The organism is Paracoccus sp. 228, assembly GCF_000967825.1.
GTDB lineage: Bacteria > Pseudomonadota > Alphaproteobacteria > Rhodobacterales > Rhodobacteraceae > Paracoccus > Paracoccus marcusii.
Genome location: NZ_JYGY01000003.1, coordinates 2,501 through 17,774, shown reverse-complemented (window position 1 = coordinate 17,774; position 15,274 = coordinate 2,501). Strand labels below are relative to the sequence as shown.

The 15,274-nt window shown below is 68.9% G+C and carries 15 protein-coding genes (1 of these 15 only partly in view); 7 read left to right on the top strand and 8 right to left on the bottom strand.

Annotated features, from left to right (window positions below; all coding sequences use genetic code 11):
- Nucleotides 1-3: 3 nt before the first annotated feature.
- Together holA and SY26_RS09765 are read left to right on the top strand one after the other, a co-directional pair.
- On the top strand, nucleotides 4-1,032 hold the full coding sequence (gene holA, locus SY26_RS21890; protein WP_046000384.1) for a DNA polymerase III subunit delta: 1,029 nt from the start codon (nucleotides 4-6) through the stop codon (nucleotides 1,030-1,032).
- A complete protein-coding gene (locus SY26_RS09765; protein WP_255352870.1) occupies nucleotides 1,029-2,201 on the top strand; it encodes a TIGR03862 family flavoprotein in 1,173 nt (390 codons plus the stop codon). Before holA ends, SY26_RS09765 begins: the two co-directional genes overlap by 4 nt.
- Here the strand turns inward: SY26_RS09765 and SY26_RS09760 are convergent.
- The 3 genes from SY26_RS09760 to SY26_RS09750 all read right to left on the bottom strand — a co-directional run bounded on the left by SY26_RS09760 (nucleotide 2,198) and on the right by SY26_RS09750 (nucleotide 3,886).
- Nucleotides 2,198-2,785, bottom strand: coding sequence for a glutathione S-transferase family protein (locus SY26_RS09760; protein ID WP_046000383.1), 588 nt, complete (start codon nucleotides 2,783-2,785; stop codon nucleotides 2,198-2,200). The genes SY26_RS09765 and SY26_RS09760 overlap by 4 nt on opposite strands.
- Nucleotides 2,786-2,837: 52 nt before the next feature.
- On the bottom strand, nucleotides 2,838-3,422 hold the full coding sequence (locus SY26_RS09755; RefSeq protein ID WP_045983142.1) for a lytic transglycosylase: 585 nt from the start codon (nucleotides 3,420-3,422) through the stop codon (nucleotides 2,838-2,840).
- Between the two features lie 95 nt (nucleotides 3,423-3,517).
- On the bottom strand, nucleotides 3,518-3,886 hold the full coding sequence (locus tag SY26_RS09750; RefSeq protein WP_045983141.1) for a winged helix-turn-helix domain-containing protein: 369 nt from the start codon (nucleotides 3,884-3,886) through the stop codon (nucleotides 3,518-3,520).
- 129 nt (nucleotides 3,887-4,015) lie between these two features.
- Between SY26_RS09750 and SY26_RS09745 the strand changes: the two genes are divergently transcribed.
- Together SY26_RS09745 and SY26_RS09740 are read left to right on the top strand one after the other, a co-directional pair.
- Nucleotides 4,016-5,197: an acetyl-CoA C-acyltransferase family protein gene (locus SY26_RS09745; RefSeq protein ID WP_046000382.1), complete on the top strand. Its 1,182-nt coding sequence runs from the start codon at nucleotides 4,016-4,018 to the stop codon at nucleotides 5,195-5,197.
- A gap of 112 nt (nucleotides 5,198-5,309) precedes the next feature.
- Complete coding sequence (locus tag SY26_RS09740) at nucleotides 5,310-7,076, top strand: L-lactate permease (protein ID WP_064503552.1); 1,767 nt, start codon at nucleotides 5,310-5,312, stop codon at nucleotides 7,074-7,076.
- A 341-nt stretch (nucleotides 7,077-7,417) separates the two neighbouring features.
- On the opposite strand, the gene SY26_RS09735 is transcribed toward SY26_RS09740, so the two are convergent.
- The 5 genes from SY26_RS09735 to SY26_RS09715 all read right to left on the bottom strand — a co-directional run bounded on the left by SY26_RS09735 (nucleotide 7,418) and on the right by SY26_RS09715 (nucleotide 11,837).
- Entirely contained in the window at nucleotides 7,418-8,020 is a 603-nt protein-coding gene (locus tag SY26_RS09735) for a queuosine precursor transporter (RefSeq protein WP_046000380.1), read from the bottom strand.
- 93 nt (nucleotides 8,021-8,113) lie between these two features.
- Nucleotides 8,114-9,031: an esterase-like activity of phytase family protein gene (locus SY26_RS09730; RefSeq protein WP_046000379.1), complete on the bottom strand. Its 918-nt coding sequence runs from the start codon at nucleotides 9,029-9,031 to the stop codon at nucleotides 8,114-8,116.
- Nucleotides 9,004-9,867, bottom strand: a complete 864-nt coding sequence (gene mepA, locus SY26_RS09725) for a penicillin-insensitive murein endopeptidase (protein ID WP_046000378.1) — start codon at nucleotides 9,865-9,867, stop codon at nucleotides 9,004-9,006. The genes SY26_RS09730 and mepA overlap by 28 nt, the downstream gene beginning before the upstream one ends.
- Nucleotides 9,864-11,234 carry an MFS transporter gene (locus SY26_RS09720; RefSeq protein WP_046000377.1) on the bottom strand — a complete coding sequence of 457 codons (1,371 nt, stop codon included), beginning with the start codon at nucleotides 11,232-11,234 and terminating at the stop codon, nucleotides 9,864-9,866. The genes mepA and SY26_RS09720 overlap by 4 nt, the downstream gene beginning before the upstream one ends.
- 42 nt (nucleotides 11,235-11,276) lie before the next feature.
- On the bottom strand, nucleotides 11,277-11,837 hold the full coding sequence (locus tag SY26_RS09715) for an acyl-CoA thioesterase (protein WP_045983134.1): 561 nt from the start codon (nucleotides 11,835-11,837) through the stop codon (nucleotides 11,277-11,279).
- Between the two features lie 178 nt (nucleotides 11,838-12,015).
- On the opposite strand from SY26_RS09715, the gene SY26_RS21885 reads away from it, so the two are divergent.
- The 3 genes from SY26_RS21885 to msrP all read left to right on the top strand — a co-directional run.
- Nucleotides 12,016-12,309, top strand: coding sequence for a YggT family protein (locus SY26_RS21885; protein WP_045983133.1), 294 nt, complete (start codon nucleotides 12,016-12,018; stop codon nucleotides 12,307-12,309).
- Entirely contained in the window at nucleotides 12,309-14,345 is a 2,037-nt protein-coding gene (gene recQ, locus SY26_RS09705; protein ID WP_046000376.1) for a DNA helicase RecQ, read from the top strand. The genes SY26_RS21885 and recQ overlap by 1 nt, the downstream gene beginning before the upstream one ends.
- A gap of 138 nt (nucleotides 14,346-14,483) precedes the next feature.
- On the top strand, nucleotides 14,484-15,274 hold the 5' portion of the coding sequence (gene msrP / locus SY26_RS09700; protein ID WP_045983131.1) for a protein-methionine-sulfoxide reductase catalytic subunit MsrP. 121 nt of this gene lie beyond the right edge of the window; only the first 791 of its 912 coding nucleotides appear in the window; its start codon is at nucleotides 14,484-14,486; the stop codon falls past the right edge of the window.

Sequence of the window (15,274 nt, the reverse complement as noted above, 5' to 3'; positions counted from 1 at the left end):
TCCATGCTGCTGAAGGGGGCCGAGATCGCGCGCTATCTGGCCCGCCCCGACCCCTCGCGGCCGGGGGTGCTGATCTATGGGCAGGATGCGATGCGCGTGGCGCTGAAACGCGCCGAGGTCGTGCGCGCCCTGACCGGCGAAAAGGCCGACGAGGAGATGCGCCTGACCCGAATGCCCGGCGGGGGTCTGAAGAAGGACCCGGCCCAGCTGATCGACGCGGTGCGCGAGGTGGGGTTCTTTCCCGGCCCCCGCGTGGTCGTGGTCGAGGACACGCCCGATCTGGCCACCGACGCGATCCGCGATGCGCTGACCGGCTGGCGGCAGGGGGATGCGGTGATCGTGGTCACGGCGGCAAGCCTGTCCAAGTCGTCATCCCTGCGGCGCCTGTTCGAGACGCATGGCCAGGCTGTGACCGCCCCCATCTATGACGATCCGCCCTCCGAGGACGAGATCGGCCGCTGGCTGGCGGATGCCGGCCTGCGCGAGGTGCCGCGGGACGCGATGCGCGAACTGGGTCTTCTGGCGCGCGCGCTGGACCCCGGTGATCTGCGCCAGACGGTCGAGAAGATCGGCCTGTACAAGTACCAGGACCCCGCCCCCCTGACGGTCGAGGAGATCGCCATGCTGGCGCCCGCCACGATCGAGGCCGACCTGGACGAGCTGATCCACACCGTCGCCGAACGCCGCGAGGCCGATTTCGGCCCGCTGATGCGGCGGATTGAACAGCAGGGGATCGCGCCCGTCACCCTATGCATCGGCGCACTGCGCCATTTCCGCACGCTGCACCTGGCCGCTGCCGACCCGGCGGGGCCGGGGGTGGCGCTGGCCCGCGCGCGCCCACCCGTTTTCGGCCCCCGCCGCGACCGCATGACCCGCCAGGCGCAAAGCTGGGGCATGGGCCCGCTGGAGGAGGCGGTGTCGCTGCTGCTGTCGACCGACATGACGCTGCGGTCCGCCAGCCGCGCACCGCAGATGCCGCTGGTGGAACGCGCGCTGCTGCGCCTTGCGATGAAGCCGCGGGGGCGGCGGTGACCCTTGCCCTGGTGATCGGGGCCGGACCTGCCGGGCTGATGGCGGCCGAGGCGCTGATGGCGCCCGGCCGTCAGGTGGTGGTGGTCGACGCGATGCCCACGCCCGCGCGCAAGTTCCTGATGGCCGGGAAATCCGGCCTGAACCTGACCCGCGACGAACCGCTGGCGGCCTTTGGCGCCCAGATCGCCGCGTCGGACGGGCGCGATTATCTGGCGACCGATGCGGGGGCGTTCGGCCCGCAGGCGGTGCGGGACTGGGCCCAGGGCCTGGGCATCGCCCTGTTTGCGGGATCGACGGGCCGGGTGTTTCCGGTGGGCATGAAGGCTTCCCCCCTGCTGCGGGCCTGGCTGGCGCGGCTGCGCGCGGGCGGGGTCGAGCTGCGGTCGCGCTGGCGATGGGTCGGGCTGGGCGGTGGCTTTGCCTTCAACACGCCCGACGGTCGCCGGGTGCTGCAGCCCGATGTGACGGTGCTGGCCCTGGGCGGGGCCAGCTGGCCGCGGCTGGGGTCGGATGCGACCTGGGTGCCGATCCTGGCAGAGGCCGGTGTCGCCATCGCGCCGTTTCGTCCGGCCAATATGGGGTTCCGGGTCGACTGGTCGCCCGCGATGGCGCGGCTGACCGGCGCGCCGGTCAAGGGCGTCGCGATCCGCGCAGGCGACAGCGTCAGCCGCGGCGAATGGGTCATCACTCCCGACGGGATCGAGGGCGGGGGCGTCTATGCCGTCGCGGCCCCGATCCGCGACGGGCAGGCGGCCCATGTCGATCTGGCCCCCGATCTGGACCACGCGTCCCTGGCGCGGCGCTTTGCACAGCCGCGTGGCAAGCTGAGTCTGGGCAACTGGTTGCGCCGCATCCTGGGCGATCCGGCGCGGGTCGGCCTGCTGCTGGAATGGGGGCGCCCCCTGCCGGACAGCGCCGAGGGCTGGGCCGCGCGGGCCAAGGCGCTGCCGCTTTGCCATGCGGGGCCGATGGGGCTGGACCGGGCGATCTCGTCGGCCGGGGGGATCCGGTCGGAGGCGCTGACGTCTGAGCTTGAACTGCGCGCCCTGCCCGGCGTCTTTGCCGCCGGAGAGATGCTGGACTGGGAGGCGCCGACAGGCGGCTATCTGCTGACCACCTGCCTTGCCACGGGGCTGCGCGCGGGGCAGGCCGCAGCCCGCAGGCTCTAGCGTGCCATGGCCCGCTGATAGGCGGGGCGCTGGCGGATGCGGTCCAGGTATTCGGTCAGGCGGTGTTCGACGATCGGGAACCGCGCCGACAGCGCCCAGTCCAGGCAATGCGCCAGGATCAGGTCGGGCACGGTCATCCGCTCTCCCATCAGATAGGGGCCGTCGGACATGCGGTGGACCAGGGTCTTCTGGCTGGCCTCGAATTCCCACCGCAGGGTGTTCTTGATCGCGCCAAGGCGCATCTCCTCGGGCAGGATAAAGCTGTGGCGCGCGGCCAGCCAAAGCGCCGCGTCGAATTCGTCCAGCAGGAACTGTGTCAGGCTGTCCTGGCGTGCCCGGTCCAGGGTGCCCGCCGGGTGGGTCAGATCGCCGTGGCGATCGGCCAGATAGGTCAGGATCGCGGTCGAATCGGTGATCGGCGTACCGTCGTCGATCAGGACCGGAACCTTGCCGGCCGGGTTGAACTGGGCCACGCCGTCGCTGCGCGGATTGGCGGGAATGTGGTCGTAAGGCTGTCCCAGCTCCTCCAGCATCCACAGGACGCGCAGGGCGCGGGACTTGGCGGTGCCGATGACGCGGTACATGGGGATCCTCCTGGCCGTTGGACGGACAGAAGGCCCCAGCCCCCGCGCCGCGTCAAGCGCGGCGGCAGCCGACCAGCTGCTGGCGGTACATCTCGGACCGCTGGCCCACGGATCCGGCCACGCGCATCAGCCAGCTTTTCTGGCGATAGCTGCCGCGGGCAAAGCCGCTGCGGCCTTCGTGATAGGCCAGGTACTGCGACGCGGCGTCGTTCTTGGACAGGCCAAGCCGCTGCTGGCTGCCATGCATGTACCAGCCCATGAAGTCGGTCGCGTCGCGGATGCTGTCGCGCCGGGCGCGACGGTTGCCGGTCTCGCGCTGGTACTCCTCCCAGGTGCCGTCCAGTGCCTGGGAATAGCCGAAGGCGCTGCTTTGGCGGCCGATGGGAATGACGCCAAGCGCGTATTGATGCGGGGTGCGCGCATCGCCGATGAATTTCGATTCCTGGTACAGGGTCGCCATCTGCACATGGACCGGCACGCCCCATTTGCGTTCGGTCTGGCGCATGGCGCGCAGATAGGCGGGTCGTTCCGACGTGATCGCGCACGCGTTGTCCAGCTGCCGCGGCGCGCTGAAGTTCCCGCCGCCCCCGCATGAGGCGACCAGCCCGACAATGGCCAGCTTCAGTAGCCTGTTCATCCTGCCCTCGTTCTCTTGTTTTGCGGACAGTCTACGCAAATTCACCCGCCTGTGAAATCACAAAGCCGGAAGCGGGGCAGGGACCGGCCGATGGATCAGCCCGATCCCTCGGGCCGCAGCAGGGCGTTCAGCGCCATCAGATCCGCGGCCCCCGCATCCAGCAACAGCGATTCCAGCGCCCGGTAATGGGCCAGGACCTGCTGTCCGGTGGGGGTGACGGTCGCGCCGCCGCCCCCCGCCCCGCCGCGCGCGCTGTCGATGACGGGGTCGGCAAAGGCGGTGTTCATCTCCTCGACCAGGGTCCAGGCGCGCTTGTAGCTCATCCCCATCTCGCGCGCGGCGGCCGAGATCGAGCCGAGCCGCCCGATCCGCGCCAGCAGCTCGGCCTTGCCCGGCCCCAGGATCAGGGGCGAGTCGTATTCCAGGCGCAGCTTGATGCGCAGCCGGGGGCCGGTCTGGGTCATGGGATCTCTCTCGTTATTCCTGCGCAACATAGCGCCTTGCGCGGAGGCATGCAATTTGCCGCGACGGCACGGTTGCGGGACGCGGGCAGCGCGCCCAGACTGTCGCCAAAGGCAAGAGGAGGCCCACCCATGTCCGCATCCGATATCGTCATCCTGTCCGGCGCGCGCACCGCCATCGGCACCTTCGGGGGCAGCCTGGCCGCGGTTCCGCCGATTCAGCTGGCCGCCACCGTCACCCGCGCCGCGCTGGATCGCGCGGGCGTCGCCCCCGACCGGATCGGGCAGGTGGTCTTCGGCCATGTCATCAACACCGAACCCCGCGACATGTACCTGTCGCGCGTCGCCATGCTGGAGGCGGGCATCCCGCACACCACGCCCGCGATGAACGTGAACCGTCTGTGCGGGTCGGGCGCGCAGGCCATCGTGTCGGCCGCGCAGGCGCTGATGCTGGGCGACGCCGATTTCGCGGTCGCGGGCGGCGCCGAGAGCATGAGCCGGTCGCCCTATGTCGTGCCCTCGGCGCGGTTCGGGGCCAAGATGGGCGACCAGGTCATGCTGGACATGATGACCGGCGCGCTGACCTGCCCGATGGGCACGGGCCACATGGGCGTCACGGCAGAGAACGTGGCCGCCGAACATGACATCACCCGCGAACAGCAGGACGCATTCGCGATGGAATCGCAGCGTCGCGCGGCGGCGGCGATCGCGGCAGGCCATTTCAAGGACCAGATCGTCCCGGTCGAGGTCAAGTCGCGCAAGTGCATGGTGGCCTTTGACACGGACGAGCACCCCAAGGACACCAGCCTGGAGAAGCTGGCGGGCCTGAAGGCTGTGTTCCAGAAGGGCGGCAGCGTGACCGCGGGCAATGCCAGCGGCATCAACGACGGCGCCGCGGCCTTGGTCCTGGCACGGGCGGATGCCGCCGAACGCGCTGGCCTGACCCCGCGGGCGCGCATCCTGGGCTATGCCGTGGCCGGCGTGCGCCCCGAGGTGATGGGCATCGGACCGGTCCCCGCGGTCGAGGCGCTGATGGCCCGCACCGGGCTGAAGGCCGGCGATTTCGACGTGATCGAATCGAACGAGGCCTTTGCCGCCCAGGCCCTGGCGGTGAACAAGGGCCTGGGGCTGGACCCTGCCCGCGTGAACCCCAACGGAGGCGCCATCGCCTTGGGCCATCCGGTCGGCGCCACCGGCGCGATCCTGATGGTCAAGGCCATCCACGAGCTGGAGCGCACGGGCGGGCGCACCGCGCTGATCACCATGTGCATCGGCGGCGGCCAGGGCATCGCCATCGCGATCCGCCGCGACTGACGCACCGTTCCGACACCGTTTGCGCAACCGGTCTGGTTTCCAGACCGGTTTTTTCTTGCTTTCCGCCGTGAACCTGTCCCGAATGATGCGGACAATTCGAGGAGGAGTTGGGGTGTCACAGGGAATAATGTTCATTGCCGCGGCCTTGCCCGTCGCGGTGGTGTTTGTGTTGCTGGTCGTCATGCGACGGTCGGCCAAGCTGTCGATGATGACCGCCTATGTGGTCACGGTGCTTCTGGCACTGTTCCTGTGGGGGGCGCCGCTGGCGCGGGTCGCGGGGGCCACGGTCAACGGGCTGGTGACGGCGGTGACGCTGCTCTACATCGTGTTCGGGGCGATCCTGCTATTGTACACGGTGCAGGAATCGGGGGCGATCCGCACGATTCGGCGCGGGTTCATGGACATCTCGCCCGACCGGCGCATCCAGGCGATCATCATCGCATGGATGTTCGGGTCGATGATCGAGGGCGCGTCCGGGTTCGGCACGCCGGCCGCCGTGGCGGCGCCGCTGCTGCTGGCGATCGGCTTTCCGGCCATGGCTGCGGTCATGGTCACGCTGATCATCCAGTCGACGCCGGTGTCCTTCGGCGCGGTCGGCACGCCGATGCTGGTCGGCATCAACACCGGCCTGTCCAACAGCCCCGAGGTCGCCAGCGCCATCGCGCCCCTGACCCTGGCCGAATACGTGCCGGTGGTGGCCGCGCAGGTCGCGCTGGTCCATGCGCTGGTGGGCGTGCTGATCCCGCTGCTGATGGTCGGCATGCTGACGCGATTCTTCGGCACCGAGCGCAGCTTTGCCAAGGGCTTTCGCGCGTGGAAGTTCGCGATCTTTGCCGGGCTGGCCTTCACGATGCCCTATCTGCTGGTCGCGCGCATCCTGGGACCGGAATTCCCGTCCCTGCTGGGCGGGCTGATCGGCCTGATGATCGTCGTGCCCGCCGCGCGGGCCGGTTGGTTCATGCCGTCCGACAGATTCGACTTTCCGGCACGCGCCCAGTGGGACGAAGGCTGGCAGGGCAACATCGAACCGGACCAGGCCGAACTGGGCCCCGATGACCGCCGCATCGGCCTGCTGACGGCATGGATGCCCTATGTCATCGTCGCGGCGCTGCTGGTGCTGACGCGGACCATCGCGCCGCTGAAGGCGTGGCTGACCGGGCCGGACACCACGCTGGCGCTGCGCGACCTGTTCGGGTCGGGCATCAACGCGACCGCGCAGTTCGCCTATTCGCCGGGGACGGTGATGATCATCGCATCCCTGATCTCGGTCGCGCTGTTCCGCATGCGGGGCAGCGATTACGGCCGGGCCTGGGCGATCTCGGGCCGCACGATGCTGGCCGCGGCGCCCGCGCTGCTGCTGGCGGTGCCGATGGTGCAGGTGTTCATCAACTCGGGCTCGGAGGGCGTGGCGTCCATGCCGATCACCCTGGCCGAGGGGATGGCCGCGGCGACCGGTGCCAGCTGGCCCCTGTTCGCGCCGATCGTGGGCGCATTGGGCGCGTTCATCGCGGGATCGAACACCGTGTCGAACATGATGTTCGCGCTGTTCCAGTTCTCGGCCGCGCAGGGCATCGGACTGGATCTTGCGGGGATCACCATCGTGGTGGTGCTGCAGGCCGTGGGCGGCGCTGCGGGCAACATGGTCTGCGTGCACAACGTGGTGGCCGCGTCCGCCGTCGTGGGCCTGACCGACCGCGAGGGCGACATCATCCGCAAGACGCTGATCACCATGGCGTATTACGTGGTGCAGGCGGGCCTGATCGGGATGGCGCTGATCGGCGGCGGGCTGTGGTGGCTGGCGGCGCTGATCTGGGCCGCGGTGGTGGTCGGCGCGATGCGCGCCAATCGCGACCGGGCCGCGGTGCCTGTCCGCGCCTGACGCAAGGCTGACGACATCGGTGCGGGCGGTCCCTCGGGGCCGCCCGTTCTCGTTGCGCCATGCCGCACGGCCGGACACGATGGCGCAAACCGGACACGGGGGCGCAAAAAGGAACGGGCCGCCCAGCAAGAGGCGGCCCGCGAGATCCAAGGAGATGGTCCGGTTAGGGGCGGACGCAGGTCCGGTCCCAACCAGGGGTGGTGGCCTTTGGGGCTGCCCTCAGGCCGGGGTCCCCCCGACTGTTCCGAAACGTCTCTCCACTATCACTCTAGACACTGGACCACCTCCTTTCAAAAGATTGCTGTATAGGGACAGGCTGACACAGATCGAAATTCTGTCAATCAGCTTTCTGCCCTGTGCCCCAACAAATTGCGGACGATGATGCGGAACGGCACAAGGGCCAGTATCGCCAGACCAAGTTTGACCATCCAGTCGGCAAGTGCCAGCGAAACCCACAGCGGGCTGAACGGTCCCGCGCCAAGCAGCGGAACCGCCTCGTTGGCCCAGCCCGTGTTGGTGTCCGCGGGCAGCACGGCCGCAAAGGCGATTCCGAAGAACAGCACCGTGTCCAGCGCAGACCCCAGCAGGGTCGAGACCAGCGGCGCCCGCCACCAGCGCCCGCCACGCAGTGTGTCGAAGACCTGCACGTCGACCATCTGCGCCACCAGGAAGGCCGCCCCCGACGCGATGGCGATTCGCAGCGTGGTGGCATCCATCCCCGCGGCGATCAGCGACCAGACGACCCCGGTCACGAATCCCGCCAGCACCACGCGGCGCGCGGCGGCGGCGCCGTGGACGCGGTTCATGACGTCCGTGACCAGGAAGGCCAGCGGATAGGTGAAGGCCCCCCAGGTCAGCCAGGTGGCGACCGTGAACTGGACCAGGACGTTCGAGGCCACGACAATGGCGGCCATGGCAAGGATGCCGGGCAGAAAGCGGATCATCGGTGGGTTTCCGTTTTTGCGAAGGTTGCGGAAGAACTCGGCCCCCCGGACGGGTGGGGCAGCGCGCGCCTTACGCCCGCGCGGGCGGTCTTGTCAATTCCGCAGCGCCTGCAGGCCGGTATCGCGCAGGCGGTATTCGACGATCTCGGTCCGCTGGACGAACAGGAAGTTGTCGTCCGAGATCATGGTGATCCGCATGCCCACGCCGTCGTCCCAGACCGAGATGCCTTCCAGGTTGTCGTATTGCAGGGGCCGCGTCTCCAGCAGGATCTGATCGTCCTGGATCACCCCCGGCTCCAGCCGCATCCGCCGCACGCGCGAGACAAAGCCCAGGATGCCGCGGAAATCGCGCTCTAGCAGGTAGAACCAGCCGTCGGGCCCGAAATCCGCCCCCACCGCACGCCAGCGCGGATCGCGGCGGATCTGGCCGTATTCCGTCCAGGCGCCGTCGAACGACAGGATGGTAAAGGGCTGGGTTTCCGAACCCGACCGCTCGGGGACGGCGAACAGGGTGCCGTCGTCGTCGATGGCCAGCGCCTCCAGCCCCACGTTCACGCCCATGCCGGGCAGGCGGTCCGGGCGGGGATGGGTGGTGGCGGGTGCGTCGGGGTGATCATAGGTCGCGACCCGGTCCAGCCCTTCGAAGCTGACATGGATGCGGCCGTCGGCCCCCACCGCGATGCCTTCGCTGTCGCCGGTATAGCCGGGGGGCAGGGGCTGGCCCTTGCTGTCCTTCAGGTTCGTGCGCCCGGCGACGGACATGCCGCGCACCAGGCCCTGGGCATCGCGTTCGATCCGGCCCCAGTACAGATGCGCCCGGTCGGTCAGGGCGTGGAACCCGGTGCCGTCCGGGCTGATGTCGATCGCCGAGAAGCCGCCGAAGGTCGATTGGTCCATCGTCCAGATATAGGTGCCGACATAATCAAGAACCGCGCCTGCACGGGCAGGCGCGGTGGCAAGGATCGACCCGGCTAGGGCCAGCGTCAGGGCGCCGATGCGACGGTCGAACATTGGGCTGGCAGGTCGCTCATCCGATAGGTGCGGGGGTGGCGATAGTTGGGGTCCGGGGTCGAGGGCTTGGCGCGGCTGGGGTCGATGCGGATGTTGATCCATTCCTGCGCCTCGGCGCAGCCGTCGCCGGCCGGGATCGGGTTCGGCGTCTGGCAGATCGACCCGGCAGGGCAGTTCATGCGGACGTGGAAATGGAAGTCGTGGTTGTTGATGGGGCGGATCTTGCGCAGCCAGTCGCGGTTGCCCGTTTCCATCTGGCACATGGCGACCTTGGCAATGGGATCGACGAAGATGCGTTCGACGCGGGGATCGCGCGCGGCGGCGCGCATGATCGACATGTGCCCGCCCGTCCAGTTGCCCGACAGCGCCGTGCCGCCATTCGCGACGACCGACACGGATGACAGGTTCTCGCGCTGCTGCGGGGACAGGCCCAGGGTCGGGGGCGGCAGCATCCAGATGTCGGCATCCAGCCCCAGCTGGTGGCTGGCATGGCCCGAGGTCATCGGCCCGCCGCGCGGCTGGCTGATGTCCCCGATATAGAGGCCCCGCCACCCGGCCTGCTGCGCCGCCCGCGACAGGCCCTGCAGAAAGCCGATCATCTCGGGGTGGCCCCAGTTGCGGTTGCGCGACAGGCGCATGGATTGCCAACTGGGTCCGCTTTCGGGCATCTGCACCAGACCCTGCGCGCAACCTTGGGAATAGTTGCCGATCGACACGGCCGGCCCGCCCGATGCCGTGCGGAACGCGCCGAAGACGTCCTTGGCCAGGGATTGGGCCGATGCGGGCAAAGCCAGGCCCATCAGGACGGCGGCGGCGGTCAGGGTCTTGCGGATCACGGGGACGTCTCTCCTTCGGGGTCCACCCACACTAGCAGAACCAGCGCGACAAGAAAGATCACGATCAGGGGAAGAAACCCGATGCGCTGATTCCCGGTCAGGTCGGTCGTCAGCGCGATCAGGAAGGGTGCCAGGAACGCCGTGGCCTTGCCCGACAGCGCGTAAAGCCCGAAACCCTCGGTTGCGCGGTCGGGGGTGGTGTGGCGCACCATCATCGTGCGGCTGGCCGCCTGCAGCGCGCCGCCCGCGCCCCCGATCACCGCCCCGCAGGCAAAGAAGATCAGATCGGGCAGGCGCAGGGTGCCCAGGACCGCATCCGGCGTGGCAATGCCCAGGACGGATGTCCGGTCCATGCCCACAAGCAGCATGCAGACCGCCATCAGCGCCAGGATGCTGGCGACGATCACCGCGCGGGGGCCGAAGGCGCGGTCCGCACGCCCGCCCAGCCAGCTGATCACCGCCGCCGAGATCGCGCTGACCACCCCGAAGACGCCGGCCAGGAACACCGGCCAGCCCAGCACCGTCCCCGCATAGACGCCCCCGAACCCGTACAGCGCGTTCAGCGCGTCGCGCGAGAACATCGATGATGCCAGCCAGGCCGCCAGGCTGCGCCGATGCCGCAGGCTGCGGATCAGCGTCCACAGATCGCGCAAGGCGCGGCCCACCTGCACCGGGCGGCCCGGCCCCGGTTCGCGGACCCACAGGAAGAAGGGGATCATGAAGACCGCGTACCAGATCGCCGTCAGGGGGCCGACGAACCGCGTACCTTCGCGCATCGCGGGGTCCAGGCTGAACAGGGGCGGGATGCCCAGCAGCGTGCGCCCCGAGGGCGTTTCGGCGAACAGCAGCAGCATCACGGCCAGCGCCGTCACCCCGCCCAGATAGCCGAAGGCATAGCCCGACCCGGACAGGCGGCCGATCTCGTCGCGCGGGGCCAGGGCAGGCAGCATGGCATTGGTGAAGATGGTGGCGAATTCGACCCCGATCAGGCCGATGCCGAACAAGACGATCGCCTGGATCAGCGGCGGCTGGCCGGGGGTCAGGGTCCACAGCCCCGCCGCGCCCACCACGTAGAATGCCGAGAACACCCAGACCCAGGGCATCCGCCGCCCCGAACTGTCCGCGATGGCGCCCAGGACCGGGGCGGCCAGCGCGATGACCGCGCCCGCGATGGCCAGCCCGTATCCCCAAAGCGCCTGCGCCTGCGCCCCGGCCTGCGCGGCATCAAAGCCCTGGGCGATGAAATGCGTGCGCGCGACCTCGGCGAAGTAGATCGAGAAGACGAAGGTCAGCAGCAGCGTGTGATAGGGCTGGCTGGCCCAGTCAAAGAACCACCAGCCCCAGACCCGCCTGCGATCGATCGTCATGTCCGTCCCTCATGGCTTTTCCGCCATAAGGAACAGAGCCCGTCAGAGTGGCAAGTGAAGTTTCGCGTCATCCGGGATGACGGGGGGCCAGGGCCGCGTCGCATCCGCCGCGATCCAGGCCGCGATCCAGTCGGGCAGGGGCGGGCTGTCGGGGGCGTGGCCCAGGGCCTCCATGACGCGGGCGGGGGCGACGATGCCCTGGGCCGAGGTCACGGCCGAGCGGATCATCACCTGGTTGCAGCATTCCGTGCCCTTCCACATGGACTGCTCCATATAGACGAAGCGTGCGTCCCAGCCCACCATGCGCGAGATCATGGTGAAGCGTTCGAACGCCCGGACACGGCGGCGATAGCGGGTCGAGTTCCCCGCCACCGTGATTCCCCAGCCATTCGCCCGCAGCACCGGCACCAGCCCGGTCCGCCGCGCCAGCGGGATGCGGCCCAGATCGAACAGGGTCAGGGTGCGGCCGTTGTTCAGCTCCCACCAGGGGTCCAGGTCCCAGGGCCAGCACATGTGCGTTGACACATGCGTGCCCAGGGGGTCCAGGGCGGGGGCGTTGCGGAACTTGACCAGTTCCTTGGCAAAGCGGATCAGCGGATACATGGAGGGGCCTTTCGTCAGCAGGCCTTTCGGGGGCGGGCCTTTCGTTCTGCCCCGTGGGTGGCCCGCGATCACGCGGGCGTCAAGCCGGACGCGGCGGCATCCGGTCGCGCCCCGCTTGCGTCCCGCCTTACGCGCGGCCATACAGGGCCCGAACGCGCGCGCAGCCAAGGAGACGACCATGGGAACCCTGTACGAAGCCCTGCAACTGATCCTGCAGGTCCTGTGGTTCATCATGATCGTGCACATCATCATGTCCTGGCTGATCAACTTTCAGGTGCTGAACCTGCGCCAGCCGCTGGTCGCGCAGATCTGGGACGGCCTGAACCGGCTGCTGGAGCCGATCTATCGCCCGATCCGGAACATCCTGCCCAATACCGGCGGGCTGGATCTGGCGCCGCTGGTCGTTTTCATCATCATCATCATCGCGCAGCGCGCCCTGGCGAACAACGCGGGCTTCTTCTACGGCATGTGATGTCAACGGACCTGCTGCGCCAGGTCTGGGGATTCGACGGTTTCCGCCCCGGACAGCAAGAGATCGTCGAGGCGGTGGCCGCAGGCCGCGACGTGCTGGCGATCATGCCGACGGGCGGCGGCAAGTCGCTGTGCTTCCAGCTGCCCGCGCTGATGCGCGAGGGCGTGACGGTGGTCATCTCTCCGCTGATCGCGCTGATGCGCGATCAGGTGCGCGCGCTGCGCGAAGCGGGGGTCGAGGCGGGCGCACTGACCAGCGGCAATACCGAGGCCGAAACCGACGCGGTGTTTTCTGCCATCGCCGACGGGCGGCTGAAGGTGCTGTACATGGCGCCCGAACGGCTGGCATCCGGGGGCACGGTGAACCTGTTGCGCCGGGCGGGCGTCACCGCCATCGCGGTCGATGAGGCGCATTGCGTCAGCCAATGGGGCCATGACTTCCGCCCCGACTATCTGCGCATCGGCGATCTGAAGCGCGCGCTGGACGTGCCGCTGGCGGCCTTCACCGCCACTGCCGATGTCGAGACGCGGGCCGAGATCGTCACCCGCCTGTTCGACGGACAGGCCCCGGTGACCTTCCTGCGCGGGTTCGACCGGCCGAACATCCGGCTGGCCTTTCAGCCCAAGAACAGCCCCCGCACCCAGGTCCTGGCCTATGCCGCCGCGCGTCGGGGGCAGTCGGGTATCATCTATTGCGGCGCCCGCGCGCGGACCGAGAGCCTGGCGCAGGCGCTGCGCGAGGCGGGGCATCCGGCCATCGCCTATCACGCGGGGCTGGAGGCAGAGGCCCGGCGCGAGGCCGAGGCGCGGTTTCAGACCGAGGACGGGCTGATCGTCGTGGCGACCGTGGCCTTCGGCATGGGCATCGACAAGCCCGACATCCGGTGGGTGCTGCATGCCGACCTGCCGAAATCCATCGAGGGGTATTACCAGGAGATCGGGCGTGCGGGCCGCGACGGCGATCCGGCCGATACGCTGACCCTCTACGGTCCCGACGACATCCGCCTGCGCCGCACCCAGATCGACGAGGGCCTGGGCGACAGTGCCCGCAAGGCCGGGGATCATGCACGTCTGAACGCGCTTTTGGGTCTGGCCGAGGCGACGGGATGTCGCCGCCGCCGCCTGCTGGCCTATTTCGGCGAGGAGATGGACCGCGACTGCGGCAATTGCGACCTGTGCCAGACCCCGCCCAAGCTGTTCGACGGCACGCTGGCGGTCCGAAAGGCGCTGTCGGCGATGGTGCGCACCGGCGAGTGGTTCGGCAGCGGCCACCTGATCGACATCCTGACCGGGACTACCACCGACAAGGTCCGCGAGCGCGGCCATGACCAGTTGCCGACCTTCGGCGTGGGGCGCGAACACGGGCGCGGGCAGTGGCAGGCGATCTTTCGGCAGATGATGGGGCTGGACTTGTGCCGCCCCGACCCGGAGCGCCACGGCGCACTGCACCTGACCGAGACCGCCCATCCGATCCTGCGCGGCGAGGAGAGCGTGACGCTGCGCGAGGACACGACCAAGGGCGCCAAGCCGGCCAACGTCCTGCGCACCCAGGTATCGGAGGAGGACGAGCCGCTTCTGTCCGCGCTGAAGGCCAAGCGGCGCGCCCTGGCCGAGGCGGCGCGCGTGCCGGCCTATGTCATTTTCCCCGACCGCACCCTGATCGAGATGGCCGAGAAGCGGCCTCAGGACCTGGACCAGATGGCGCGGGTCGGCGGCGTGGGGGCAAAGAAGCTGGACAGTTTTGGCCGCGCCTTCCTGGAGGTCATCGCGGGCGCGCAGCCCGAGATGCACCCGGCACGGCGCGCTCTGGCCGGGCGTCCCGAAGGCGCGCTGTTCGACCGGCTGATGGCCGTGCAGCTGGACCTGCAGCGCGGCCCCGACGGCACCGACAAGCCGCTGTCCTGTTCGACCGCCCAGATCAAGCGCATCGCGGAAAGCCGCCCCGCCGGCGTCGATGGACTGGCGCGCCACCTGGACGCGCCGCGCATGGAGCGGTTCGCCGACGCCTTCCTGGCCGAGATCGAGCGCGTCGAATAAATCGCGCCGCGCCTGTAACGAACAGGTGCCCTGCAGCGAACAGTCAACCGAACGTGATGCATCATTTGCGCAACCCCCTGCGTGGATCATGCGATAACGCAAGGGTACCGCCCCGTTGGGGCAGCCCGATCGGAGGACATGATGAAGCTGAACTGGTCTGACGTCACGCCGCACAGGATCTTTCTGGACCGTCGAAAATTCATGGCCGCAGGCGCTGCCGCCGTGGCCCTGCCCGGACTGGTCCGCGCGCAGACGATCAATGCACGCCCGTCCCCGCTGTCGACCGACCAGACGCCGAACACCTTCGAGGAGATCACCAACTACAACAACTTCTACGAATTCGGGACGGGCAAGGAGGATCCGGCGCGCAATGCGGGCGCGTTGACCACCGATCCCTGGTCCGTGGAGGTGGCGGGCCTGGTCGACCGCCCCGGCAGCTATGGCGTCGAGGATCTGGCCCCCGACAACGCGCTGGAGGAACGCATCTATCGCCTGCGCTGCGTCGAGGCGTGGTCGATGGTCGTTCCGTGGATCGGCGTGCCGCTGGCATCCGTGCTGGCCAAGGTCGGCGTCCAGCCCAGTGCCAAGTTCGTCGAGTTCGAGACGCTGGTGCGCCCCGAGGAGATGATCGGTCAGCAGCGCGCCATTCTGGACTGGCCCTATCGCGAGGGTCTGCGTCTGGACGAGGCGATGCACCCGCTGACGATCCTGGCCACGGGTCTGTACGATCAGCCCATGCCCAACCAGAACGGCGCGCCGATCCGCCTGGTGGTGCCGTGGAAATACGGGTTCAAGTCGATCAAGTCGATCGTGCGCATCAACCTGCTGGAGCAGGAGCCCGTGAACACCTGGAAGCAGCTGCAGGCCAGCGAATACGGATTTTATGCCAACGTGAACCCGCAGGTCGATCACCCGCGCTGGAGCCAGGC